The sequence below is a fragment of the Paenibacillus sp. GCM10027628 genome, from assembly GCF_042676385.1.
Taxonomy (GTDB): domain Bacteria; phylum Bacillota; class Bacilli; order Paenibacillales; family NBRC-103111; genus Paenibacillus_E.
Map to the genome: position 1 here is coordinate 534149 of NZ_JBHTHA010000002.1, position 26086 is coordinate 560234.

Annotated in this window: 17 protein-coding genes; 2 read left to right on the forward strand and 15 right to left on the reverse strand. The window is 48.1% G+C overall.

Features of this window, described 5'->3' with window-relative positions:
* The first annotated feature begins 9 nt into the window (after nt 1-9).
* A complete protein-coding gene (locus ACFQZT_RS03585) occupies nt 10-2724 on the forward strand; it encodes a discoidin domain-containing protein (RefSeq protein WP_379296607.1) in 2715 nt (904 codons plus the stop codon).
* Between the two features lie 92 nt (nt 2725-2816).
* Here the strand turns inward: ACFQZT_RS03585 and ACFQZT_RS03590 are convergent, their stop codons facing one another.
* Nucleotides 2817-3719 (reverse strand): LysR family transcriptional regulator, encoded by a 903-nt coding sequence (locus ACFQZT_RS03590; protein ID WP_379296609.1) that lies wholly within the window; start codon nt 3717-3719, stop codon nt 2817-2819.
* Between the two features lie 149 nt (nt 3720-3868).
* Here ACFQZT_RS03590 and ACFQZT_RS03595 point away from each other — a divergent pair, with 149 nt between their 5' ends.
* Nucleotides 3869-4747, forward strand: a complete 879-nt coding sequence (locus tag ACFQZT_RS03595) for a DMT family transporter (RefSeq protein ID WP_379296611.1) — start codon at nt 3869-3871, stop codon at nt 4745-4747.
* Nucleotides 4748-4851: 104 nt separating this feature from the next.
* Here the strand turns inward: ACFQZT_RS03595 and ACFQZT_RS03600 are convergent, their stop codons facing one another.
* From ACFQZT_RS03600 to ACFQZT_RS03665, 14 genes are all read right to left on the reverse strand, one after another.
* Complete coding sequence (locus tag ACFQZT_RS03600) at nt 4852-6060, reverse strand: trans-sulfuration enzyme family protein (RefSeq protein ID WP_379296613.1); 1209 nt, start codon at nt 6058-6060, stop codon at nt 4852-4854.
* The gene (locus ACFQZT_RS03605; protein WP_379296615.1) at nt 6057-6884 is read right to left on the reverse strand and encodes a carbohydrate ABC transporter permease; all 828 of its coding nucleotides are present in this window, start codon (nt 6882-6884) and stop codon (nt 6057-6059) included. Before ACFQZT_RS03605 ends, ACFQZT_RS03600 begins: the two co-directional genes overlap by 4 nt.
* Before the next feature lie 3 nt (nt 6885-6887).
* Nucleotides 6888-7769 (reverse strand): carbohydrate ABC transporter permease, encoded by an 882-nt coding sequence (locus tag ACFQZT_RS03610; protein ID WP_379296617.1) that lies wholly within the window; start codon nt 7767-7769, stop codon nt 6888-6890.
* Between the two features lie 104 nt (nt 7770-7873).
* Entirely contained in the window at nt 7874-9223 is a 1350-nt protein-coding gene (locus tag ACFQZT_RS03615; protein WP_379296619.1) for an ABC transporter substrate-binding protein, read from the reverse strand.
* Between the two features lie 96 nt (nt 9224-9319).
* Entirely contained in the window at nt 9320-10006 is a 687-nt protein-coding gene (locus tag ACFQZT_RS03620; protein ID WP_379296621.1) for a FadR/GntR family transcriptional regulator, read from the reverse strand.
* Between the two features lie 735 nt (nt 10007-10741).
* A complete protein-coding gene (locus tag ACFQZT_RS03625) occupies nt 10742-13003 on the reverse strand; it encodes a hypothetical protein (protein ID WP_379296622.1) in 2262 nt (753 codons plus the stop codon).
* A gap of 37 nt (nt 13004-13040) precedes the next feature.
* Nucleotides 13041-14723 carry a type 2 periplasmic-binding domain-containing protein gene (locus ACFQZT_RS03630; RefSeq protein ID WP_379296624.1) on the reverse strand — a complete coding sequence of 561 codons (1683 nt, stop codon included), beginning with the start codon at nt 14721-14723 and terminating at the stop codon, nt 13041-13043.
* Between the two features lie 57 nt (nt 14724-14780).
* The gene (locus ACFQZT_RS03635; RefSeq protein ID WP_379296626.1) at nt 14781-15674 is read right to left on the reverse strand and encodes a carbohydrate ABC transporter permease; all 894 of its coding nucleotides are present in this window, start codon (nt 15672-15674) and stop codon (nt 14781-14783) included.
* Between the two features lie 18 nt (nt 15675-15692).
* Nucleotides 15693-16652, reverse strand: a complete 960-nt coding sequence (locus ACFQZT_RS03640; RefSeq protein ID WP_379296628.1) for an ABC transporter permease — start codon at nt 16650-16652, stop codon at nt 15693-15695.
* Between the two features lie 133 nt (nt 16653-16785).
* Complete coding sequence (locus ACFQZT_RS03645) at nt 16786-18402, reverse strand: response regulator (protein WP_379296630.1); 1617 nt, start codon at nt 18400-18402, stop codon at nt 16786-16788.
* Nucleotides 18395-20125 (reverse strand): sensor histidine kinase, encoded by a 1731-nt coding sequence (locus tag ACFQZT_RS03650; RefSeq protein WP_379296632.1) that lies wholly within the window; start codon nt 20123-20125, stop codon nt 18395-18397. The genes ACFQZT_RS03645 and ACFQZT_RS03650 overlap by 8 nt, the downstream gene beginning before the upstream one ends.
* A 470-nt stretch (nt 20126-20595) precedes the next feature.
* Nucleotides 20596-21759, reverse strand: coding sequence for a GntR family transcriptional regulator (locus ACFQZT_RS03655; protein ID WP_379296635.1), 1164 nt, complete (start codon nt 21757-21759; stop codon nt 20596-20598).
* Nucleotides 21760-21904: 145 nt separating this feature from the next.
* Nucleotides 21905-24919 (reverse strand): glycoside hydrolase family 38 N-terminal domain-containing protein, encoded by a 3015-nt coding sequence (locus tag ACFQZT_RS03660; RefSeq protein WP_379296637.1) that lies wholly within the window; start codon nt 24917-24919, stop codon nt 21905-21907.
* 318 nt (nt 24920-25237) lie between these two features.
* Nucleotides 25238-26011, reverse strand: coding sequence for a phytanoyl-CoA dioxygenase family protein (locus ACFQZT_RS03665; protein ID WP_379296639.1), 774 nt, complete (start codon nt 26009-26011; stop codon nt 25238-25240).
* Nucleotides 26012-26086: the final 75 nt, after the last annotated feature.

Below are 26086 nucleotides of genomic sequence, written 5' to 3' on the forward strand. Positions count from 1 at the left end.
GGTATTGAGATGAAGATGAGTAAAAACATGCTGCGTGGATCACTATTATCGCTTGTTTGCGCCTTTGCTGTTATTTCTAATAGTATAACGGCTTCTGCAACCGGAACTGGAAGTTTTGAAATTGGAGGCTTCATTCAACCTGAGAACAACCCCGTGGATCAAAACACAGCCGCAAACTGGGCCAATATTGCTGCAACAGGAATTGATACCATTGCGGTTCACGGTCTTGGCGGACCTTACAGCAGCACGCTGAATAAATCGAATAACGAAACCGGAATCGCGAACAGCAGCGCAAACAATGTCAAGCTTCTGGTTACCGATTCGGGCATTTACGGCCACCCCATCTATACAGCGGCAGACTATGCGGCTCTAAACTCGGCTTTGACCCCCTATGTGAATGATGCCAGGGTTGCAGGCTTTAGTCTGAAAGACGAACCTTGGCAAACCGAATTTGAAGGGTATGCCAATGCATACAAGTATATCAAATCGCTTAAACCTGGCTGGCAAACGTACATGAATTTCATGTCTTGGGAGGGCAACGGCTACTTAATTCCCGGCAAACTGGTCTTGTCCAACTCCAAAGCAAAAGAAAACGGATCTTACGTAAGTTCTACCAATTCCATCGGACAAACGTTCAAGGTTCCGGCTAATGTGACGTATATTGACGGGATCGAAATGCTAATTGACAGCAGTCAGTGGTCTTCCAGCGAGATACTAACCTTAAAACTGTGGAACAGTCCTTCCAAGACAACTTTGCTTGGGCAAGCTGCGATCACGGGAACAGGTCAATCTGGCGAAGATCACAATTATCCTTATTTTCCCGTCCATGCAACTGTAACGTCCGGGACTACTTATTATATGGAATTGACACATAACGGCGGAGGTGATAACAGCGTAGGCTGGGTTGTCCGCTCCAATTCCGACGTGTACGCAGACGGCACCGGATATGAGGCCGGAGTTGCCAAGCCTTATGATTTCTTCTTCCGCTTGTACACCACTCGCTCCAACATCGGAACCAATTTTGAGAATATTTGGGATGACTGGCTTGGCATGAGCGGTGCCGATTATATTCTCCATGACATTTATCCGTTCAAGGCAGACAGTAATGGCAATCCTTATGATGATCCAAATTATTTCTCTATTTCCGAGATGGTGCGCGACCGAGCTTTAGCCAATGATGTGCCTTATGGCGCCTTTTTACAAAGTATACACATTAAGAACCCGACTACCGGTATGGATACTTACCCCGATCCTAATATGAACATGCTTCGGTGGAATGTGTACACATATTTGACTTACGGATATAAAAAAATGTATTGGTTTACCTATTGGAGGCCGAGAGCGAACAGCGGCGAAGCCTATTACGATACCCCTGTCGACTTTGACGGTACCAAGCTAACCAAATACGCCCAAATTCAGACGCTGGATTCAGAAATGAAAAATCTTAGCGGGACTTTAAAAAATTTGACTTCCAGAAAAGTTTACCATACCGGTTCATCCATTCCTTCCGGTACAACGGCTCTTCCTTCCACCTTCTTCGTGAAACCGGCAGATTTGACGCAGCCGATGATTATTGGACATTTTACAAATTCAAGCGGACGCTCGTATGTCATGCTCACAAACAGGGACTATAACAACAGCAGGACACTAGACTTTAACTTCAGCTCCAAACCGTCAGGCTTGACCGAAATCTCCAAAACGACCGGAGCAGAGGGTTCACTGGCACAGGGCACGTATAACGCAACAAACGGAATTCTCAATATAACGCTTCTTCCGGGCGAAGGCAGATTGATCGCACTGCCGGCAGGGTCTCAGCCTTATGCGAACCTGGCTGCAAATGCAGCCGTAACGGCAACCAGTTCTCTTGAAGCCACGGCTTGGGGATGGGCACTCAATCGGGTAAACGATGACTTAAGGAATTCGGCCAACCGTTCGTTTGGCTGGTCCAGCAACAGCAATACGTCGACCAATCATACCGAATCGGTTACGTTCGATCTTGGTTCAAGCAAAACGGTCAGCGAGGTAGATTTGTATCCGCGCAATGATACGTCGGGTCATATCGGAACGGGGTTCCCGCTCAATTTCAATATTCAAGTTGCAACCAGCCCGGGAGGTCCGTGGACGACGGTCATAACGAAAACAGGCTACTCGCTCAGCGGGAACTACGTCCAGCCCTTCACATTTAGTCCGCAGACAGCTAGATATGTGAAGGTAGAAGGCACAAGCTTGCGGCAAATTGCCGATGAATCCGGTCAGCCATACAGGATGCAGCTGGCCGAGGTTGAGATTTACGGTTCGAATCAACCGCAGCCGAATATGATCGCGAATCCTGATTTTCAAACGGGGACACTGGGGCCCTGGTCGGCAGAGTGGCATCCATCAAACGGCGGGGTCGAAGCCAACTACCCCCATAATACGATGAATGATGGCTACTTATGGCCGACAACATCAGGCGATGTTGCCATCTACCAGACTTTTACCGCTCCTGCAACAAAGAGCTATACACTGACCGCATACTGCGCTTCCAATATCACTAGCGGTGACGTACGATTAGGTGTTGATGCTGGGGGAACCCAAGTCGGACAACAAACGATTACTCCGAACGTCGGCTACGCTCCCTATACGATTACCTTCAATGCCACTGCAGGACAGATCGTTAAGCTATGGTATTACGGCAATGCGGCCGGAGGATGGGCAACCATAGACGATGTAGTACTGAATTAAGCTTTCCTATGTAGAATAAGTTGTCCCGTCAAGGCCTCGGATCGTGCAGTACCGGCCTTGACGGGCAGCACACGATAACCAATGGCTCTACTTTACGACTGATGCTCCTTCCAAACGGCCGAGTGTTTCCTAACCAGTTGAAGAAACATTTGAAAGGCGGAAGACTGCCACTTATTTTTATGAAACGCCAGCAACGTAAATACTTTATTACTTTGCTCCCAAACAGTTCCTGCCATCTTCCCTTCCTTCACTTCCTCCGCAACAGAAAAAGACGGTAAAATCGAAAGACCCAGACCGCACATTACGCTTTGTTTAATAGCCTCGATGCTCCAAAATTCTAAAGACGTTTTGGGCGCGACACCTTGCTCTTGCAAATAATAGTCAAAAAGCTTCCGATAACTGCACCCTTGCTGTGTAGATAAAAATGTTGAATTCGGTATTGCTTCCAGCAGTTGTAACCAGGGATAGGGATGTAAATTGGGAGGAGCAATAAGAACCAAATGTTCGTGCACCAAATTTTCCACATATAAATCAGGCTCGGCCCATTCTTCATCCAACAAAAAAACCATGTCATATTCACCATTACGCAACAGTCTCAGCGCCTCGGTATTGGAGTAGGACGGTTTCAGAATCAGTTGAACCCTAGGATATAAATGGATGAATTCTTTTATTATAGGTGGCAATCGGTATATGGTTAAAGATTCGGGAGCGGCAATCGTTAACGTGCCGGCGGGGACATGGCTGTTCGCAGAAATATTTTTTGCATTCGCATATAATTTTAACATTTCAATGGCATAGGGCATGAGCTGCTCGCCAGTTTGCGTTAGCAAGACTTTTTTCCCAAGCCGGTCAAATAAAGGGGCCCCAACCTCGTCTTCAAGCGCCTGAATGTGCGTAGTCACTGTGGATTGGGCGTAGCCGAGACTCTCTGCTGCTTTGGTAAAGCCACCTAAATCAAAAATGGTTTTAAACGTAACCAGATGCCGAAGTTCCAATTCCTATCGCCCCCTGCGTGCTTGATTTTTACAATCGTATCATAAATTTCGATGATTTCAATCATAACTATCAATTTTACTAATCGTATCTCCGAAGGTATTCTGTAAACATCACCGTTGCAGACTGCGATACGAGGAGTATGATGTAAATGAACAAATCATGGATGATTATTGTCGCCATTACAATAACATTATTGTTATGGGCATCTGCATTTGTAGGAATAAGGGCAGGCTTGAAAGTATACTCGCCGATACATTTGTCGTTGTTGAGGTATGCTACAGCTTCGGTTGTATTGCTTCTGTACGGCTTTATTGGAAAGCCTCGACTTCCAGAAAAGAGGGATCTGCCCAGAATCATATTAACGGGTTTTGTTGGATTTACTCTGTATAACCTGGCATTAAATGTTGGAGAATTAAGTGTTACAGCCGGAGTAGCGAGTTTTGTAGTCAACTCGGTTCCTATATTCACGGCCATACTAGCCGTGTTGATTTTGAAGGAAAAGCTCACTTATTGGGGATGGGGCGCTATTTTAGTCAGTTTTATCGGGGTATGCATCATATCCTTGAATGATATTCGAAGCTTGCAGGTCAACAGAGGGGCGCTGCTGCTTTTAATTGCTGCAATCTCACAAGCCTCTTACTTTGTCTTGCAAAAACCTTTGCTGCAAAAATATCGGCCTATTGAAGTTACAACCTACGCTGTATTATCGGGAACCGTGTTTATGCTTCCTTTTTCGAATCATTTCATTGAAGGAATTCAGCATGCACCGATCGCGCACACCATGGTTATCATTTATTTAGGTGTATTTCCAGGTGCTTTGGCTTATTTGTCGTGGTCGTATGCTTTGTCAAACGTACAAGCTTCCAGCGTATCGAGTTTTCTTTTCCTCGTACCGTTATTGACTTTGGGCATCGCCTGGTTTTGGCTATCTGAAATTCCAACGGTGTATACGTGGATTGGAGGAATATTGATTTTGGCAGGCGTTGCAGGTATGAATACGGTTGGAAAATACGCTCCCAGAAGATAGTGATTAAGTATAAATGAGAAAAACCTGGCCTAAAATTAGAAAAACCCAAACCGCGGTTTCCCGCGATTCGGGCTATAAGTTGCCAGTATGTCAGTATCGTTACCTTACACTTGATTTACGGATCGCCATGAAGCATCGATATCCTGAATCAAATCATCCGGATTTTCCATCCCGATATATAGCCGGACGATCTGTCGTGAAGACTCGTTTGGTCCGCCAGGTTCGATCGGATTCACTGTGACCAGACTTTCGAAGCCGCCCCAACTGACGCCAATGCGGAAGTAGCGCAGCCGGCTCGCCCATTCGCGAAGCTTCGCGAGCGGCTCCTGCGATTCAAAGGAGAACAGGCTGCCGAAGCCGCTCATTTGCGTCCGCGCCAGCTCATGCTGCGGATGAGTGCCGAGTCCCGGATGGTTCACCCGGGCCACGTAAGGCTGTGTCTGAAGGTGCAGCGCTACCTTCAGGCCGCTGCTCTCATGCCGCTGCATCCGCAGTGGCAGCGTCCGCAGCCCGCGGATAACGAGCGCTGCGGTTTGCGGCGTCATGATGCCGCCAAACAGCATGTACTCGTTCTGGCTAAGCCGATCGACAAGCGTCCCCGCGCCGATCACGACGCCGCCGAGGCAATCGCTGTGCCCGGAGATGTATTTGGTGATCGAATGCACGACCAAATCGACGCCGAGCTCGAGCGGCTTTTGAAAACAAGGCGTCGCCCAGGTGCCGTCGATGACCGTCGCCGCTCCGTTGCTGCGGGCAAGCCGAGCAACAGCTTGCAAATCCTGGAGCTCGAACTGCATCGTTGTCGGGCTCTCCAGATAAAATAGCTTCGTATCCGGGCGTAGAGCCGCCTCCCAATTCTCGATTCGGCTTCCGTCTATAAAGGTTGTTTCAATACCAAACCGTTCCAGGTAGCTCCCTAAAAATTCCCGGGTAGGTCCATAGGCTTGATGAACGCAAATAATGTGATCGCCATGCTTCACAAAAGAAAGGATGGAAGCCGTGATCGCTGCCATACCGGATGCGAAGCATTTGGCGGCTTCCCCGCCCTCTAATTCCGCGAGCTTATGCTCCAAGAATTCGACGGTCGGATTGTTTCCTCTCGAATAGACGTGATGAGCGAGCACTTCGCTCATCGCTTTGTCAAAATCATCATAATGTTCAAAGGCGAACAAGCTGTTCTGATAGATGGGGATCGTGATTGCACCATAGTGGCGGGCATCGTACGGATCATCCGCTGTCATCGTAAATTGGAGTTCTCGATTCTCCTTGCTGCTCATGTGCACCCACCCTTTCTGCTCCGGAGTCTGGATCATCCTTTCACTGCCCCCTGTGTCAAGCCTTCAACAATAAACCGTTGTGCGAACATAAAAAGCAGCACGGTAGGAATGACGGATAGCACCGTTCCCGCCGACATCGCTCCCCAGTCTACATCGAATTTCAAAATGAAAGAATTCATCGCGACAGGCAGCGTCTTTAAGGACTCTTGGTCGACGAACATGACGGCCAAAAACAGTTCATTCCAATTTTGAACAAAGGCAAAAATAAACGTCGAAGCGATGCCGGGAAGCATAACGGGAATAATAACCCGCAGCAGTGCGGCAAGCCGTGAGCATCCGTCGATCATTGCAGCTTCCTCTAAGCTGGAAGGAATACGTTGAAAGAACCCCCGCAAAATAATGGATGAAAACGGGATTAACCCGACGGTATACATAAGAACCAACGCGATGCGGCTATTGATCAAATGCATGTGTGTCATCATCAAATATAGCGGAGCCAGTGATACGAATCCCGGAAGCATTTGGGTCGCGAAAAAGGCCAGCATGATCTGCTTATGCCCGCGAAAACGGAATCTGGCAAGCACATACGCGCTCATAATCGCGATGACGATCACGATCAATGCGGATAAAACCGAAATTAGAAGACTATTTCCGATGTAAACATGAAATTTGGAGATACGAAAGATATTCACGTAATTCTGAAAAGTAAAGTGTGCAGGCCAATACTGAAGCGGAAAGGAGAATATTTCGTTTTGCGGCTTGAACGAAGTCACGACAATCCAGTAAAGCGGGAACAGCATCACCAATAAATGAAGCGTAAGAAACAATAGTTTAGCGGTTTTTTGCAGATATACCTTCATGTTTTAGAAATCCCCCGCTTTCTCCGACTTCGTTACCGCCAAATAAAACACCGTATACAGCAGAAGGATGCCGATCATAATGACGCCTACCGCAGATGCAGCGCCGTAATCTCCTCCATAGATGATCTTATCCAACATAAACGACGATAAAATATGCGTGCTTCCTGCAGGTCCGCCGTTCGTCATCCCATATATGATTGTCGGGTCATTGAAAATCCAAATGACTCGAAGCAGCGTTGTCGTTATGATCGTAGGCATAATATAAGGCAGCGTGATGCTCAGTAACTTACGTGTCCCGCTCGCGCCGTCCATTTCTCCAGCTTCATATAATTCGCTCGGTACAGACTGCAAGGCGGCTAGCAGCATGATCGCAAAAAAGGCGATGCCATACCACACATTCGCAACGATAACCGATACCATCGCCCACTTGGGGTCCGACAAAAAACCGATTCGCTGATCGATCAACCCGATTCGAAGCAGCAGGTCGTTGATCACGCCGATTTGCGAGTTGAACAGCCATTTCCAGATCATCCCGATCAGAAAGCCGGATAACGCCCACGAGTAAAAAACAAGCCCTTGATATAAGCCTCTTCCACGGAATCGTTTGTTAAGAAGCAGGGCAAGCGTCAACCCCAGAAGAAATTGAAACAGGAGAGAAAAGAAAACCCAGTAGCCGCTGTTCGTTAAAGCCATGATAAAGTTTGGATCCTTGAAAATGTCAGCGAAATTGCGAAATCCAACGAAGTGAACATTCCTCAGATTGAACAATTTGTAGTCCTGGAAAGCCATCACAACGCCCTGTAGAAAGGGATAGTAGGTAAAAATCAGAATGAGTACTAGGGCAGGCAACAAGCTGAGTAAAATAAATGTTTTCCAATTCTTCATGGTACACCGCCATATTTAGGGATCTTTGTTTGGAGAACAAAGTCTCTCCTTTTCCAGATAAACTGCGGATGGACAGCTTATGGCCGTCCATCCGCTCACTTGCCTCATTTTTTCATTTGCGCTTTCTGATCTGCCCAGTAGGCGTCCCATTTCTTCAACATCTCATCGCCGTTCGATTTGCCCAGCAGATACATTTGCTGCGACTCCATCGATACCTTGTTCCACTGCCCGGTTCCCGGATATTGGAACGGAGGTTTATAGTTGACGAAAGTATCCGGCTTGTTGGTCATATCCAGCAGCGTTTTGTATGGACCTGTTTTAAAGAAATCATCGTTAGCTGCGCTGGAATGCACCGGTACGAGGCCGTAGTTTTTGGAAAAGGCTGTGTTTTGCTGCGGACTGGACAAGAACGCGATTAATTTCCAAGCTTCTTCTTTATTTTGCGAATAAGAGGTGATTCCCCAACCCGCTCCGCCGGCGGAAATGAGCGCTTTACCGCTAGGTCCGGTCGGCATAGGCGCCGTGGACCAAGTATCCGGTTTCATTTTCTCCTGCAGAGATTGAATAACGTCCGGATCTTGCAGCAGAATCCCGGTTACGCCTGAAGTAAACGCTTGCACTTGCTCTTGAAAAGCCCAGTTAACAGCATCAGGCGGTGAAGCTTCTTTATATAATTTAAAATATAAGTCCATGGCTTGCTTTGCTTCAGGCGTGGAATAGATCGTCTTCCCGCTTTTCAGAAATTGGGAATCTTCCAGATTTACCTGATCCGCATTGTAAGAAAGAACCATCGCATCCGTGATTCCCGCCGAACCCATCCCTCCTCGGAAAGAGAAGCCGTATCGGTTCTTAGCCGGGTCGGTTAATGCTTTCGCAGTATCGAAAAGCTCCTGCCAATTCGTCGGCACCTTCAGCCCTTTTTCTGCAAACCAGTCCTTGCGGTAAAACATTTGTCTCTCATAAAGTCCGTTGGCGATGAAGTACAACTTGTTGTTAATCGAGCCTACTGACTTAGGTACGGCGCCGAATGTAGCCATATCGCTCCATTTACCAGTAAAAGCGTCAAGCGGTTCGACATAACCGTTGTTGACCATTTCCGCCACATTCAGATCGCGAACCTCCAAAACATCGAGATCCTGTTTGGCCGCCAGCATCGTTTTAATTTTGTTGTCCGCCTGATCGAACGGCGGCGAGATAAGCTCTACTTTGATGTTTGGGTTCTGGCTTTCAAACTGCGTAATCATCCCTTTCAGCAAATCGGTTCTCTTTGGACTTGTTAAGCTTTCGATCATGTGAAGGGTGACTTTTTTTTCTGTTTTGTTCCCGCCTGCAGCATTTGTTGCTGCCGGTGTCTGATCGTCCTTCCCACTGCTGCCGCAACCGGCTATAACGCCTGTAAGCAAGACTAGTGAAAGAAAAGAACCCCATGATTTTTTAGACCCAATACCGCTCATGAACGTTACCCCCTCAAAGTGATTGTTATCATCCAGTCTCCCTGTCTGATAGGTTAATCATAAGGGAAGCGCTTCCCTTCGTCAAGAAAAATTAGTTCAATTTTCAAACGATTTGATCAATTCTTCGATGCAATCCATATGCTTGTTGAATTCCGCCATCGCGCTAACGGGATCGTGGCTGACAATGGCCTCATACATTGTCAAATGAAAGGGATACGTCGCATCGAACAGACGCTTGTTCCCCAGCGGTTCGTTAAAAAACTTCTCATATAAGCCCGAAATGGATCCAAGAACGCTTTCCAAAATCGGATTCGACGCCGCTTTCATAATGTGCCGATGGAAGGTCAGGTCAATCTTGGAAGTATCCTGTCCGGAATCTTTCAACCTGCGGTATTCCCCGACGATTTCGCCGAGTTCCGCTATTTGTTTGGAGGTAATATGCCTCGCTGCAAGCTCGACCGCTTTGCCCTCCAAAGCTCGCCGCACATCTAGAATCGACAGCAAGAACCGTTTCTCATTTTCGATCTTCACACTTCCGGTAAATCGGAATGTACCGACTTCACTGACAAAAATTCCTTTTCCGTTCTCCACCTTGACCACAGTGACAGCTTCCAGATAACGCAGCGCTTCCCGCAAGGATGAACGGCCAACTCCAAACATTTGCGTTAATTCCTCAACCGAAGGCAGTTTATCGCCTTCTTTCAACTGTTTCTCTTCGATATATTTCTGAATTTCTTGAGCCACCAATTCGTGCAAATGCACCTTTTGTATTTTTTTTGTCACGCCAGATCCTCCAACCTTTTCACCTATCAGATAGGATGAATCATAGTTGATCTCCAGCCAACTGTCAAGTACAGCAAGCGATTGGAACAGATCTCGATAGGTTTCAAGCGTGAGAAATTAGGCCACCGACAAGATCCCCTCAGTCTACAGCCAAAAGTATAAGTGTGACGACGCTAATGCTTACGATGAGTGGTTCGGTGCGGCTTTAGTCGCAAAGACTTCAGTTTTCACTGTATGATCGGACGCAGCCATACGAAACTTAAAGCGTTATTTATGAAAGCTCCTTCAGATTACCACAAGGCTAATCTATGAATCAGAACCAACAACGAGTTGACCCTATGTGAAACGAATGGGGTTATCATGAAGCGGTCAATAGGTGATCACAAGGCTTTAAGTGAATTTAAGAACAAAGGTCGTAATTAAGGCATATTGGAGACGCAAATGATGGTCAGATAGATTCGTTTCGGCTCCGAACGAACAAAAGTCCATAAACAGAGAACAATGTTCGCTGTTTTTGGACTTTTATTCTTTAACCACCTCTCAGATCAAATCTCCCAATTATTAGCGTCACAAGGTTCTTTATTAGAGCACTGTGGGACGCAAATGGGCAAAAACTTTCAACTACTCGGCAGAAGCCGCTGTTCCCAGAAGATCACTGACTACCTATTACTCTAAATAAATGGGGCTGCCCCGTAGATTTATCTGCTTATGGGACAGCTCCCGTACACAAGCCTTTTATTGCTCCACCAATATGCAGGCGCCTTCCGGCACGCCGGGATAGCGAATGAGCAGCGTGCGGGAATCGGGATCCCAGCTTCGCGAGCTCACATTTTTCCCGTCCACGGTTATGCGCCGGGGCTCTCTTGACAGGAAAAGCCTGGTGCTAACGGTTATGCCTGTCGGTGCCTCGGAGACAAATCGGAAAACTGGGTCTCGGTCTCGGTCTCGGTCTCGGTCTCGGTCTCCGACTCCGTCCCCGTCTCTGTCCCTGTCCCTGTCCCTGCCCTCGCCTCCGACCCCGCCCACCTCTTCCTCATCCCGAATCCGGGATGAACTCACAATAACAGCCGGCGCTTTCTGCGAATGCGCAGTCATATCATACAGCAGACTGCCCGAGCCTTTAGCAACAACGGGGCTTTTAACAATGGATAGACTGGCATCGAATAGGTTGATAAATGTGCCAGGAATCGTAACAGCCTCCTCCGAGAGCGATTCCGTCATAACGCGGGTTGCGATGTAAGGGCCTCGGCGAATTTGGTGGTAATGCTTCTCGCGGAACGTTTCTGCCTCGCCACGAATGACGAGCGCACGTTTCACGGTCTCTCGCACCCAATGCGCTCCTTCTTCGGACTCAGCAAGGCTGGCCGGATGTACACGGCGAATGATGACGCTCCCATCCCCAACGCGGAATTCCCCGTCCTCAGGGCGCCGCCCAAGTCCTAATGCTTCAAAGAGATGATCGTCAGGCCGCTCGTAGACTTTAGTGCCTTTGTTCCACCATTCTTTCACGCTATGGAACGGATCGCTGCCGTCGCCTACATAGATCAAGATGCCTCCTTCGCGGATCCATTGTGCCAATACTTGATGCAGACCTGCATGTTCCGGTTTCATAAACTCGTAGCTTAACAGCAGGACCCGGTAGTCGTCGAGATACCCTGGGAAATGGAGCAAATTGTCCAGTTGAACGGGTCTCAGCGGAATGCCGTGTTTGACAAGCGGCAGGGCCATACCGTAAAAAGACGACCAGTTCAGCAAAGTTTCATAATGCTCCGAAGGCAAGATCAGCGAACTGATCGTTCCGTCATACCGGAAGTCGTCCTCGCCTGCCCCAGGCTCGTAATCACCCCGTTGGAACATAGCTGAATTAGCCAAAAGAAGTCCAATACCGTTCGTTTGTTCACCGGAATCCGTTTCTTCATGGCGGTGCATATCCCGCAGCACATGCATCACCGTCAGCAGTTCGGTTGCATAATCCGGCGGAATCATTTCTTTACCGCTTCCATCTTCCTTTGGATAGGCCACCTCGAACACTCTCCGGGGCCATGGGCAAATTTCGTAATGGCTTACATATGGATGCAGCAGTGAAGCTACGACCGTATCTTCATAATTAAATTTGTAATCGGACCAGGTATAATTCGGATTGTCTTCGATCGGGTCGTGCAAAAACCACATATCGCGGCCTGTGCCCCGCACCAGTTCCTGCATAACGCCGTATTCAAGAAAGGCGGTTTCGAACGTCCGCTCCTCCCTCACACCGCGATACACATTCCGGGTACGGGAGGTTCCCGTCCATATTTGAGCGATAAATCCGTCGCAGGCCGGCATATTCACAAGCAGCGCTTCCGGGCTTACGATGCGCCACTGCGTATAATTGATCAGACTGTGCGTCGGGACGTAAAATCGGACGGAGCGCCCATAGTTCACTTCGGCGTACTCTTTCATTTGCGCGCATAGTCGATCGAGCGCGCGATAGTAAAGGTACGCCTTCAGCTTGGATGCCCGGTACTGAGCATCCGGCGACTCATGCGGCGGAATCCAAGGCTCCTTGTAGAAGATGCGCCATTCCCGCTGAAAGGCCTCTGAATAGCCGCCGGCCGCCCAAAATTCCGGCTCTTCCAGATGAACAGCCTCTACGCCGCAGTCGATCGCCCTTTTAATGCCTGCTGCAAGGTATTCGCTGAGCGATATCGTTGGTACCATATACGGGACATCTTTGCCGTGAAGCAAATGGTCTCCCTCACGGTTCATCTGCGCTTCGTCCCAATGATCGCGTCCGTCATACCCTCCGTACAAGTAATCTTGGTATTCCCCCCAGGACACGCCGGTCATCAAGTGGATGATGTATCCTCTTTCTTTCCAACCGGCAATTCGCTCCTCCAGATCGTCCGAAATCCCGTAGACCATCACGAAGTCGCTGCGCAAATCATAGTTGACTCCATAGGGCCGTGATTCTTGAAAACCCGTCCATTCCTGCCGTTGCTTTGCCGTTCTTGACAAGGGAATCTCCTCCTTGAGGCCGCCAGGACTCTATCAATTAGTTAGGCATTTGGAACTTCACAACTTCTTTGCCTTTAAGCGTATCGTTTGTGAATTTCATTGCTTCCCGGTATCCCGTTTTTTCCATCTGTCCGCGTAAATCATTCAAGATCTTGATTGCGGCTTCATCGGATTTGGCGAAAATCGCTTCTTTCCATGCATCGGTTGCTTTGTCCATCGACGGCTTTAACGTTTCCCATTGCGGCGCCTTCGTTATCACATCCCAAGGATTGAAAGCCGAAATCACCTTGATGCCGTTCGGACGCAAAATTTTGCGCGCTTTCTCCAGCGCCGCCAAGCGGCTTTGATCCGCCCAAATATCGCCGTTGCCTTTGGAGTTGATACGATCCAGCCCAGTCAAATTTTCGTAGCCTACGCCGATTCCTTCGTTCTTTTTCAGCTTGCCTGTTTTATCATTCACAAATTTATCGAACCATTCCTTTTTGGCTGTCGGTTTTCCATTTTCCATATCCCAATGAACGCCTTGAACCCCGTAACGGGTAAGCAAGAACCCTTCATCGGAAGCGAGGAAATCCAGCAGACGCAGAGCGGCGTCAACATCTTTCGCTTGCTTCGTAATAACGGTTACGTTATTGCCTTGAACCCCCAGATCCACGGGACGGTTAGCCTCAGCACCGGCTCTTTCAAGAGGTCCGACCGGCACATAGTCACTGCCCGGGTGTGCCTGCACGTAATCTTTGGAAGCATCCAGGATCGCCGGATAGTGTGCGGCTAATACCGCTACACGGCCTTGTTTCACTTTTTCGTTAGCAATCGGATCCGTCTGAGTGAACGCTTCCGGATCGAGCAAGCCTTGTGAGATCAATTTGCGATAGTACAACGTGTAATCTTCATAGGCTTTGGTAAAGAAATTGTTCTCCAGCGTGCCGTCCCCTTTATCCAGGAACCCGGTTCCCATGAACATGGTATCCCCGATACTGACGGCCCATCCGTTATGAAATCCGCCAAGCGGGATCACGGGCTGTCCGCTCTCTTTGAGGCCTGCGTCTTTAATTTTCTTCAGGAAATTATAGAGATCGTCCTTGGTTTTAACGGATTGCGGATCGACGCCTATTTTATCTGCTATATCCTTACGCACATAGAATCCGTACAACCAGTCCATCGCATCTTTATCCGTTGCCGGATGGTTTTGATACAGCAAGTATTTTTTGCCGCCATAAGCGTCTATGGCTTTCTCATATAGGGCCGGCGGTACGTTTTCCTTGGCAATTTCTTTGGCGAGGTTGGGATAATTGGCCAATTTGCCGCTAATGTCGATGAGCTGGCCTTCTTTTGCGGCTTTAATAATGCCATCCAGCTCGCCGCCCCACGCCGGTCCGGTATATATGTCCGGCAGATCCTGAGTCGCAAAGATCGTATTGACCTTTTCAACTTCGCTTCCTTTGGTGTACTCCATTTGAACCGTTACGCCGGTTTTCTCTTTAATCACTTTGGCGACGGCATTCATGTCGTTTTCAGAGCCGCTGGAACCGTTCCAGTTATTCAAAATTTTAAGCGTAACTTCTTTCTTGGCCGGAGCTGCCGCTGTAGTATTCGGGCTTGTGTTTGAACTTGCGCTTGGACTTACAGACGGTTCTTCCTTCTGGGTACACCCGATTAAACTACCGGTAAGCGAAACGGCTACTAAGACAGAAGCACCTTTTGACCACAATTTTTTCATGAAAACCCTCCCTCAATTTTTTTATGATAAGCCCTCCGGATGGCGGGCAACTATCCGTTATCCCTTAACGGAACCTAGCAGGACGCCTTTGACGAAATATTTCTGCAAGAAAGGGTACACGCATAGTATCGGAAACACTGTGATAACGAGCAGCGCCATACGGAGCGATTCCGGCGTCGAGCCGGCGGGATTTGCACTGATCGTTTGTCCGCCTTGCTGCGCAGCACGCTGCATGGAGTTGGAAAGCGCTTCCGCTTCTGTGAGCATCTGCTGCAATAGCGTTTGAACGGGGATTAGATTTTTATTGGACACGTAGTAGGCACCCGAAAACCAGTCGTTCCAATGGGCCACTCCGATGAATAAGCTGATCGTGGCGAGTACCGGTCCCGATAACGGCAATATAATTTTCAGGAAAATCATGAAATCGCCGTACCCGTCGATACGGGCTGATTCATCCAGCTCCTCCGGGATCCCTTGCAAGAATGTCCGAATGATGACAATATGCATGAAATTAAACAGAATCGGAATGATGTACACCCAAAACGTATTGATCAAATGAAGCTTCTGCAAGGTGATGAAATAAGGAATGAAGCCCGCACTGAAAATCGTTGGCAGAAAGATGTAGAACGTGAAGAACGTTCTTCCCGGAAGCGATTTCTTTGCGAGTGCATACGCCATAAGCGTGCACAACAGGACATGGAGAAAAGTACCTAGGATCGTACGCATAAGCGTGATCTTGTAGGCTTGCCATATTCGCGGATTGTGGAAGACTTGCGCATAATTATCAAAAGTAAACTGACGAGGCCAAAAATACAGAGCGCCCTGCATAGAATCATTTCCATCGTTCAGCGAGTAAACGAGAATATAAATGAACGGGTAGATCATCGAAAATCCAATCAGCGCAAGGACGATATAGTTCAGGATGCTGAACAGGGAAACATCGCGCTTCATTTCATCACTTCCTTAGCCTTAAAATAAGGAAACATCGCTATATTTCCTCGCCAGCCGGTTGACAGCCAGAATCAGGACGAGGCCTATGAAGCTTTGGAACAATCCGACGGCTGCCGCATAACTGAGTCGGCCGCCATTAATGCCGGAGCTGATCACATGCACGTCGAGAACGCTGCCGATGCGTGCCGTTGCCGGACCGCTCAGGAGCAACAGCTGCTCGTACCCGGCACTCATCAAGCCTCCGACTGAGAGGATGAATAGAATAACGGCGATGTTGCGAATTCCCGGTATTGTCACATGCCACATTTGTTGAAACCGGTTCGCCCCGTCGATCTTCGCCGCTTCGTATAACTGCTGATCGATTCCGGCAATAGCGGCCATATAAATAATGGAGTTCCAGCCGATATTTTTCCAAATATCCGAACCGACGATCATTTGATAAAACCAGGTTGTGTTGTAAAGGAATTGGATCCGCCCTATACCGAGCGAGTCAAGCAAGTCATTCACAGGTCCGCCATACGGAGTCAAAAGACGCTGCATCAGCGTCACGACTACGACCCAGGAAACGAAATACGGCAAATAGGATAGTGTTTGGATCACTTTCTTAAATCTTCGCCGGCGAACTTCATTCAAGAGGATCGCAAGGATAATCGGCATCGGAAATCCGATAAGCAGCTTCATCATGCTGATGATGATTGTGTTGCGAATCAGCTCGGCCGATTGATAATAATTAAAAAACTGCCGAAAGTATTTCAATCCGGCCCACGGACTTCCGGAGAAACCGCCGTTAAACGTAAAATCACGGAAAGCCACTTGAATACCGTATAGGGGCACGTATGAAAAAATAAAAAACCAAATGATGCCAGGGAGCATAAACAAGTAGAACACTTTATGCTGCCAAATGCGCTTCAGCAGCAACTGCTTAAATGATGCTGACCTGCGCTGAACTTCGGGAACTGAACGAGTCATAGATTCCATTGTAAGCGCTCTACCTCCTTTTGAGACTGGCTGTTGGGTTCCATCCGATATATTCATCATAACGCCGGCGGACAGCCACTCGAAAGTCCAAATATTTATGCCCATGTGTCACTTTTTTTAGGCAATGCACCGCTCATGCATGCTTCACTTTTTCCCGGAACTGGGTCGGCGTCAGGTTGTAATAATCCTTAAACACTTTAGTAAAATAGCGGTAACTCCGGTAGCCGACCTCGTCCCCGATTTGCGCTACGGTCAGAGACGTTCTTTCCAGCAATTCCAAGCTTTTTTCCATGCGCAGACGCACGAGAAAGTCCACGAAATTATAGCCCTTCTCCTGCTTAAACAGGGCGCTGTAATAAGAGGGGCTCATGCCGACATAATCAGCGATCTCCTGGAGCGAGATATCTCTGTCCAGCTTGAGCCTCATGTATTCGATGCCTTTGGCGATAGGGGTCAGCGTCAATCCTTCGATGGCGATCGTTTGCAGCATGAAACGAATCAGCTCCTTCGCCTTTTCGGCAAGCTCCGGAAACGTTTCTTGTTGACGAATTTCCTCGATGAAGGTTTCCATCACCTCGCTCGTCACGGGCAAAGATTTAACTTCCCTCAGCTGGCGGAATAAGCCTACGAGCATCTCCCCCACAGCGAACCGGATCGAATCCGCCGATTTCCCCCGTTTGCCCAAGCTCTGCAGAAATTCATTGAAATGTACGAATCCTCCATGTTCGTCGCCTTGTTTAAACGCAGCGATAAGCTTCTTTTCAAGTTCGCCGGGATAGCAGCAATCTCTTAATTCTTGTAAGGATGGATGAAATACGTTCACGGAGCTTTTACCCGAGAAAAATTTATGTTGTAACGCTTTAACGGCTCTATCGTAAGCATCAGGCGCATCGGAAATATCAGTAAACGGCGTGCTGCAGCCAACGGAAAGACGAACAGTAAACAACCGCAAATAGTTATCCAGAGCATCCTGAAAAGCGAGTCCCGTTCGCAATCCCTGATCCGTATCTCCGTCAGCAGTGTCGTCTTCCAAGAGAAATACATACCGGTTCGGGGCTAGCCACACGGAATCCAACCCGCCATGGTTTTGAGCGATTTCGTTTAAAATATTGTGGACGATAAACCGGCAAAGCTTCTGGTCATCATCATGGTAAAGTTCGGTGAACTTGGCATAATCGTCGAATTCTGCGACAACCATAAGAAACTTGCCGCTGCCTGTAACCGTCTTGCATGGGTGAATCCACTGCTCGGTAGAAATCGGCCTTTCTTTGCGAACAAGCCAGCGCTCGTAGAATTGTGCTTTTTCCAGCAACGTTTTCTCTTTCTTCATCTGATTCGCGTATAAGAGCTTATTCGCTTGCAAATGACCCTCGTCGAGCCTGTGCGCAATCGTCTCAAATATTTCCGTCAACTGCTCTTTCGTTGCAGGTTTCAGCAAATAATCCCTAACTCCGAGCTTTATCGCCTGCTGCGCGTATTCAAATTCCCCAAAGCCGCTCAAGATGACGATTTCCACCGTTTCTCCAAGCAGAGAACGAATGCGCTGCGCTAGCTCCAATCCGTCCATATTCGGCATGCGGATATCTGTCATCACCACATCTACGGCGGGACCGTGCTGGAGGAACTCCCAAGCTTGCTGCCCGTCCTCCATGATTCCGATCACTTCAAAGCCGTTTTGCTCCCAATCGATGACCTTGGCGAACCACTTGCGCGTTGATAATTCGTCTTCCACAATAAGCAGTTTATACATGGTTAACCCCCTTCAAGATCGGCAAAATCAGTACGACATCCGTCCCCTGACCGGGCTCTGACCTTAAGGTCAAGCCATAATCGCTGCCAAAATACATCCGAATCCGGTTAGTCACATTACTAAGCCCGATCCCTTTGCGGGCCGAATCATTGGCAAACAAAGCATCTGCCTGCGTTTTCGTCATCCCGACCCCGTTATCGCGTATCGTCAACTGAACCGCCTGCGGCTTCAACTCTCCAATGACAGTAACCATACCGCCCGATATCCCTTTCAACCCGTGCTGAACCGCGTTCTCAAGGAGCGGCTGCAAAATGATTTTTAACGTGTACAGATTGTAAATTTCCGGATCAATGGCCCAATTCACGGAATAATTGGCGCCGAGGCGAATTTCCAATATTCTCAAGTAGCATTTGGCGTGATATATTTCCTCCTCGAAACGGATCGTATTGCTGCCCTTGGAGACCGATATCCGAAAAAGGTCAGCCAACGCGACGACCATCCCGATGGCGGTTTGCTTCTCGTCCATATCAATTTCGTTCTTAATCGCATCCAGCGTATTGTATAAAAAATGGGGATTAATCTGCGCTTGCAGGAAATTCAGTTCCATTTCCCGTTTTTCCAGCTTTTCCACATAATTTTGGTGGATGAGATCTCGTAAATTATCCAGCATATTATCAAAATTACGGTCCAGTTCATCGATTTCATCCCCCTTCACTCGGACTCGCCGATTCGTAGACAATACGCCCCTGCCTGCACGGGAGACTTTGGCATGAAGTCGGCGGATTCCCCGTGTCAGCTGACGGGTTATCAATAGCGTGAGGAAGGAGAAAATAATGGCGCTTATGATGCTGACCGTTAAAACGGTTTGCCTGATTTCATTGACTTTGGATTGAATGAGCGATTTCGGCACAAGAAGATACAGGGTCCAATCTACGTTCTGAAGTTTTCGGTACCACATTACGTAATCAATCCCTTGAATCTGAAGACTTAGCTCAATATCGGAGCTGCGAACCTCGCTCGTTCGATCTATGATTTCCTGTGGAACCTGCTTGCCGAGCTGCTCGGAATCGGCGTGGTACATCATGGTGCCCTTGCTGTCAGCGATGATCAAGCTTCCGCTTGAGCCTGCCCGGTCCCCCTGCGTTTCTTGCACATTAGTAACGGAAGGAATCTGGATCGTCAGCTTGATGTAACCAATTTTCTGGAACTCTCCAATGCTATAAATCGGACGCACCAATGCATAGTAATACTTGCCATTCGATTGCTCCAGCACCCAAAATTTCGAATCGGGAATCTCCTGCATACCTAGAACGCTTTGGAGTCTCTCGACCGGGAATAAATACACGCCGTCAGACATGACGTCCGGAGAAGTTGAGAAAAATTCGATGCTCTCGACATCGGTCGCTTGATAAGTTTGGATGAATCGGACCGCCCTGTAGATTTCCCGGTTCATGATGATGACCCCTTTTTCCCGGTACACTTCCGGTTTCGCCAGCACGTTTTGAACCGCTTCCGACACTGTCAGATTATCAAGGATACTTTCGTAAAAACGAATGTTGTAATAAATCCCGCTGTTTGACTGACTCAGTATTTTCTGATACGAATCGGAGACATACCTGATGATCAAGTCCGAGGTCTGGTTCAAAAAATAGTTGGTTAGTCCGACGATCGGGAGCAGAATGGTTACCAAATAAACGAGCATCAGCTTCTTATGCAGTTTCATGCATGCGGTCCCCCTTGGCTTATGTGGGTCGTTATCCCTGTCTTCCTTCCCTAAGAGGGCGAGTATTCCCTTTTTGAAAAATTTTCCTGGTGCAGCCAAGAAAAAAATCAGCCATGCTGCAGTTCTCGGATGGCTGATCTTCGATGGGCGATGCCGCTAGTGCGGAAATCAAGATTTGATGGGTCGGAATGTGACCGCTTTCTCTTGTTGTTCGTATTATACGATATATTAATTTTATGTTCAATATAACATTTAATTCATTTTTGTTTGGGAAATATTTCCGATTCTGCACCCAAGGTCCTATTCTTATCCTGAATTTTTAGCTGCTATGCAGAAAATGTCTATTTATGTTGAATACATCGAATAGCGCCCCTAGAGTCTCTAATTAGAGAACAATCGTTCCAACGATGCTTCCCGCTGTGACCTCAAATACAAAAAAAAGCCCCGAATCCCGGGGCTTCCTTCATGATTCAAAAGTTAGTTTGTTTAGGTCCAGTCGTTTGTCTGATAACTAATTGAGGTTCTAAGACCACCTTGTTATAAGACACGGCTGATTGCGATGGCGCCTTTATTTGGCCCAGCAAAGTCTGAGCAGCTTGAACACCCATTTTCTCTTCGGACTGAGCCACATAGGTGAAATAGTTGAATTCTTCAAAACCCGGCGAAGGATCGTCAAACGTTATGATCGAGATGTCTTCAGGGACCCGCAAATTCAGATGTTTCGCAATCAAGGCGATGTGCAGACCGAGCTTTCCGTTCAACGTGATAAAAGCGGTCGCCATCCGATTTTTCATATACCGGTACAGCGCATGATCTTCTTCGATTTGTTTGTAATCGATATGAAATTCCGTCAGCATCAATGCCGGATTGATCAAGGCTCCTTTTTTCTTCAGGGCATCCATATAACCGGCTATCCGGTCTTCCACGGTAAATGTCGGCAGCGGAGAATCGGAACATATGGCGATGTCCCTGTGCCCAAGTCCCCATAAATGATCGACCGCCAATTGCGCTCCCTGAAACCCGTTGGAGCAAACATAATTCGTCTCAACACCCGGGAAATAGCGATCCACGAGCACAAACGGATACTGCCTGAGCTTTAACGTTAAAATCTCTTCATTATAGTTTTCCGCATCCGATGGAAAGATGATGAGCCCGACGGCTCCTTTTTGCACCAGTTCGGCAATTCCTTCTTTTTCCCGTTCAATGGAATTGTAAGTAAACAAAATGACCAGGTAATAGTCCGTGTCGGCCAAAACTTTATTAATGCCTTGAACCAAACGGATGGCAAAGAAATCTTCCATCGACGGAATTAAAAAACCGATCATTTTGCGGCGGGACACGCCAGAAGTTTGCGGCAGAGGAGCTTCTTCTGGCTTCGCATCTGTCCTAATTTGCTCGACCAACGCTCGAACCCCTTGATTAACAAAGCTGCCGCGCCCCGGAATCCGGTAAATCCATCCTTCCTTGGCCATTTCCGCCAGTGCGTTGGCTACCGTGATCCGACTGACATCGAACTGCTCCATGAGCTCTTTTTCCGACGGGATTTTATCATTTTCAGACAGCTTCCCCGATGCGATCAGCGATTTAAAATGCGTTTGTATTTGTATATATAGCGGTTGTCTTTCATTTTGCAACAAGTGCCGCCCCCAAACCCCATATCATAGATGGGTCTAATTATATCAAATATGTCTTTTCCGTCAAGCCGCCCGCTGTCTACGATATAGATAAAACCTGGACAGCAGGCGAAAACGCATTGCCGTCCAGGCTTGTAGGAATCATTCAATCGTTCAGCCACGCAATCTCAATCGTCTTAATTTCAAACGGCGTGAAATGCAGCTGAATGCTGTTGCCATTGCTCACTAACTGCTCCAGCTCATTTTCCATCAAATCAACAAGATTTGCCTTCCGATACGGAATGGCTATGCCCAGGTCCGTCGACACATGCGACCCGGATGCTTCATAGAGTCTGACGATCAGGGACTCGCGATCCTCTGTTTTTTTAACAGCCTCGATCATGACATGGGGCGATTGAAGTGTGAAGTAGGCCGTTTCTTTAGGTAAAGCACCGACATTCGCAGCCACAGGAACCGCTTGGAGCGGCACATTGAACTCGTAACCGTTTTTATAGACTTGCGCTTGCACGAAATCCCCTAGATGTGGCAAAAGGGCATACGCGAATTCATGCTGAGCGCGGTCGCATGTCGGATCCGGATAAGAAGGGCTGCGGAGCAAATGGATGTCCAGCACATTCTGATGGGCGCTGAAACCGTACTTGCTGTCATTTAAAAGCGCCACCCCGTAGTCGGGTCCGGATAAGTCGATCCACTGATGCGCACAGATTTCGTCTTTGGCATAATCCCAAAGCGTGTTCCGGTGCGTCTGACGTTTCAGATGGCCGAATTGAATTTCGCAATTCACGTGCTCTGTGTAAACTTGCACCGGGAATGAGGTGCGCAGCATTTTACCATCTTCCTGCCAATCTGCCTCGGTCTTAAAATCAATTCTTTTACTGCCCGAAGTCAGAACGATCTTCTGAATCAGCAACGATTTACCGTAAGCGTAGTGCTGCTCTACTACCGCCCGTGGACCCTCGACATAAGCCTTCGTATCCGTCAATTTCATTGTGGCTGCCTGTCTTTGCGCGTAATCCTCCGGGAAATCCCAGGCATCGCCATCATCATGGTATACAGCGAGTACGTTTGCTTTGCTGCCGGTGGCGAGGGTCTCTTTGTTCAGTTCCTTGTCAAAGACCGACCGAATGCTGCCATCCTCGTTGAATTGCACGCGCACCAACCCATTTTCCAACATATCCCTTTCCGCATACAAACCATTCACGTTCATACTCCGGTCAGGGGCCGCTGCAATGTCAACGGTCTTATACCCCATTGAAGGAACCGTGACCTCGGCCCAATTCCCTTTAACTTGAACCCATTCTTTACGCTCCCAAGGAAGGGAGTTGAAGACGACCACCGGCTGTTTCTCTTCTGAAGTATCCACTCGGCTGGCCAGTTGGGAATAATACGATTGTATAAGTTCATGAATGCGAAACAGCAGTACTTCGTATCTCGCCAGCGATTCATCATACACACGCTTAATCGACGATCCAGGCAAAATATCATGGAACTGGTACAGCAGCACTTCTTTCCAAATCTCATCCAGCTCTTGGCTTGGATAAGCCGCTCCAAAAGGCAAATTTAGCGCAGCTGCAAATTCAAGCTCCCGAAGCGCTTTTTCGATTTTGCGGTTGTATCTTTTATTTCTGGCTTGGCTTGTTAGTGTACCTTGATGCTTCTCCAGGTAAAGCTCGCCTTTCCAGGACTTAAATCGATCGCTCTTTCTCTCTAACTTTTCGAAAAAGTCCAGAGCAGGCTCTTGCTGCACTGGCGCAAGTCCCTGGAGGTTTTTTTCACGCTTCAGCCGTTCCAAATGCTCCTCGCCGGGCCCTCCTCCGCCATCGCCAATGCCGAAAAGAAGCAGGCAATGATCGGATACGTTTTTATCCACGTAATCCCGTTCCGCTTTCAGAATCGACCGCGGTGCGGCAGGACCGTTGTATGTATCTTCCGGAGGGAGGTGCGTAAGTACTCTGCTGCCATCCAACCCTTCCCACCAAAAAGTGTGATGGGGATGATCGTTATGTACGCTCCAAGACAGCTTCTGCGTCATCATGTAGGTCATTCCTGACTTTTGCAGCAGCTGCGGCAGGCAAGCGCTATAACCAAAAATGTCCGGTACCCATAAAATCTTCATATCTTTACCGAATTCCTGCAGGAAAAACCGTTTCCCGTATAAGATCTGCCGCACCAAAGCTTCGCCGCCGGAAATATTGGAATCCGGCTCTACCCACATGCCGCCTTGAACTTCCCACCTTCCTTCAGCGACCCGCTGCTTGATTTGTTCATACAGCTTAGGGTGCTCTTCCTTGATCCATGCATATAGTTGCGGCTGACTGGCTCCGAAAACATAGTCGGGATACTGTTCCATCATCCGCAATGCCGTCGCGAACGTGCGCGCCCCTTTGCGCTTCGTCTCCCGAATCGGCCATAACCATGCAAGATCGATATGCGCATGTCCGACTGCACTCACAGACAGCGTCGGATCTCCTCCCCGCTTGGCTAATTCAACCGCAAGCAGCTCACGGGCCTTCCTAACGGTTTCATCCGAAATTTCTACAAGCAGCAAATGCGCATCGTAAAGCGCCTGCAAAATGCGCTGTTTTCTCGCTGAGTAATCTTCCAGGTGCGCTGCTAATTCCACAAGCACCTCGTAATCGTAATACAGTTGTCTCGTTTCCTCCGAACAAATGGCGATATCCGCTTCCTTCAGCGTCCCGCTGCGATAACGGCCGAACAAATCGTTACAGCCGGCATCGCCCCAAACATCTATGGTTTCGCCTCCGCTTGCTTCAGCGCTGACAGGTACTACGCGTTTGCCGGGCAAGCCGAGGGAGAGGTCAAATTCGGAGTTCACATTCGTCAGCCCTTGTACGGGAGTTCCCTCTTCATCGAAGAGACACAGCTCCCCGTTGATATCAATTAAAAGTACAACTTTACTGCCAGCAGCTGATGCGGGAACCGTCCCTTGAAAATGAAACCATGCGCAATCCCACAGCTCTCCCCATTTGTCGCCGGGGTTCAACCGCAATTCTTTTCCGGAAGTTCTTAACTCGTAAGATACCGGCTCATTTGTCACATAAGCCGTGACCGATAAAGCGGAGACAGGAGCATAAATATGGGCTTCAATCTTTTGTAACGTTTGCTTGAGCCGGTCCATGTTTATGGTAACATGTGGCATTACAACACCATCCTTTATCATTATCTAATCCAATCCTACCCAATCCTCAAGCTTCACTATATATCATTTATAGTAAATAATTCAAATGTTTTTTGCGCCTTTCAAGCAAATTAATCAAAGATAAACCCCTTTACATTTAGAAATTAGAGAAATACGATTGTTTTACACATAAAATATATCATATATAACTATTAATGCTTATTCTTGAAGGCGCTAAAGGCGGCGAAGCAGGCGAATTGATTTATTACTTCTACCAATAAAGCAAATAGAGCCGTGCCCCTGGTTTGATCAACCTTGGAGCCGGCTCTTTTCATGCGGCTAAATCACTTTAAAATCGGGTTTAACCTTCGTAAAATGCGGGTTTTCTCCGCTAACCATGAGACCCATGCCCCAATCAAAGTGAACATTTTCCGTAGGGAAATCACTGGCGTCACGGTATTGAAACAACACATTTCTTCTCGTTCTCGTACTGCGGTTCGTTTCTGACCCGTGAATCGTCAAATAGTTAAAGAACAGCACATCCCCCGCCTCCGCCACACACGGCGTTCCTTCCCGGATCGGATATTCTTTATGATTCAAATAATAGGATCCGACATGAGGCAGCGTGCCTGTCTTATGCGAGCCCGGGATCACGCGTAGGCACCCGTTAGTTTCATCAGCATCGTCCAGATGCACGCTTGCGGCCAGCATCGTATGCTTTTCGTGCGGAAAATACGGATAGTCCTGGTGCATGGGAAATGCGGCGCCGTTTTCCGGAGGCTTGACCAGCATTTTGGAATGATGCAGCTGCACATTAGGCCCAATAATTTGTGTCAAAACAGCCCTCATATTGGGATGCACGACGGCCCGCGTGAAAGAAGCATCATGATAGTGAACATCATGAAATCCTTTTAACACCAGCTTCTTCAACTCTTCCGGAGGCAGAAAATCTCCCTGCCAAGCCGCATTGCTATCTGCTTTAGACTGGGCAGCGCGGGCAATGATTTTATCAACCGCCGCCCTCATCTCTTCCACTTCCTGTTGATTAAAAACCCCCTTGACCAGCAAATACCCATTCTCTTTATAAAATTCAACGTCCTTTTCGTTAATCATTTTCATTCCTCCCTGTTTAGATAGTGGATCTAATCCCTTCATTCACTTATAATTATAGGAAAATAAGTGAAATCT

What these genes read in the sequence shown, in the direction of transcription:
- ACFQZT_RS03635 (WP_379296626.1), bottom strand. Translation starts at nt 15,674, where the DNA reads ATGAAGCGCGATGTTTCCCTGTTCAGCATCCTGAACTATATCGTCCTT.
- ACFQZT_RS03610 (WP_379296617.1), bottom strand. Translation starts at nt 7,769, where the DNA reads ATGAAGAATTGGAAAACATTTATTTTACTCAGCTTGTTGCCTGCCCTA.
- ACFQZT_RS03645 (WP_379296630.1), bottom strand. Translation starts at nt 18,402, where the DNA reads ATGTATAAACTGCTTATTGTGGAAGACGAATTATCAACGCGCAAGTGG.
- ACFQZT_RS03595 (WP_379296611.1), top strand. Translation starts at nt 3,869, where the DNA reads ATGAACAAATCATGGATGATTATTGTCGCCATTACAATAACATTATTG.
- ACFQZT_RS03660 (WP_379296637.1), bottom strand. Translation starts at nt 24,919, where the DNA reads ATGCCACATGTTACCATAAACATGGACCGGCTCAAGCAAACGTTACAA.
- ACFQZT_RS03615 (WP_379296619.1), bottom strand. Translation starts at nt 9,223, where the DNA reads ATGAGCGGTATTGGGTCTAAAAAATCATGGGGTTCTTTTCTTTCACTA.
- ACFQZT_RS03630 (WP_379296624.1), bottom strand. Translation starts at nt 14,723, where the DNA reads ATGAAAAAATTGTGGTCAAAAGGTGCTTCTGTCTTAGTAGCCGTTTCG.
- ACFQZT_RS03665 (WP_379296639.1), bottom strand. Translation starts at nt 26,011, where the DNA reads ATGATTAACGAAAAGGACGTTGAATTTTATAAAGAGAATGGGTATTTG.
- ACFQZT_RS03600 (WP_379296613.1), bottom strand. Translation starts at nt 6,060, where the DNA reads ATGATCCAGACTCCGGAGCAGAAAGGGTGGGTGCACATGAGCAGCAAG.
- ACFQZT_RS03605 (WP_379296615.1), bottom strand. Translation starts at nt 6,884, where the DNA reads ATGAAGGTATATCTGCAAAAAACCGCTAAACTATTGTTTCTTACGCTT.
- ACFQZT_RS03585 (WP_379296607.1), top strand. Translation starts at nt 10, where the DNA reads ATGAAGATGAGTAAAAACATGCTGCGTGGATCACTATTATCGCTTGTT.
- ACFQZT_RS03650 (WP_379296632.1), bottom strand. Translation starts at nt 20,125, where the DNA reads ATGAAACTGCATAAGAAGCTGATGCTCGTTTATTTGGTAACCATTCTG.
- ACFQZT_RS03640 (WP_379296628.1), bottom strand. Translation starts at nt 16,652, where the DNA reads ATGGAATCTATGACTCGTTCAGTTCCCGAAGTTCAGCGCAGGTCAGCA.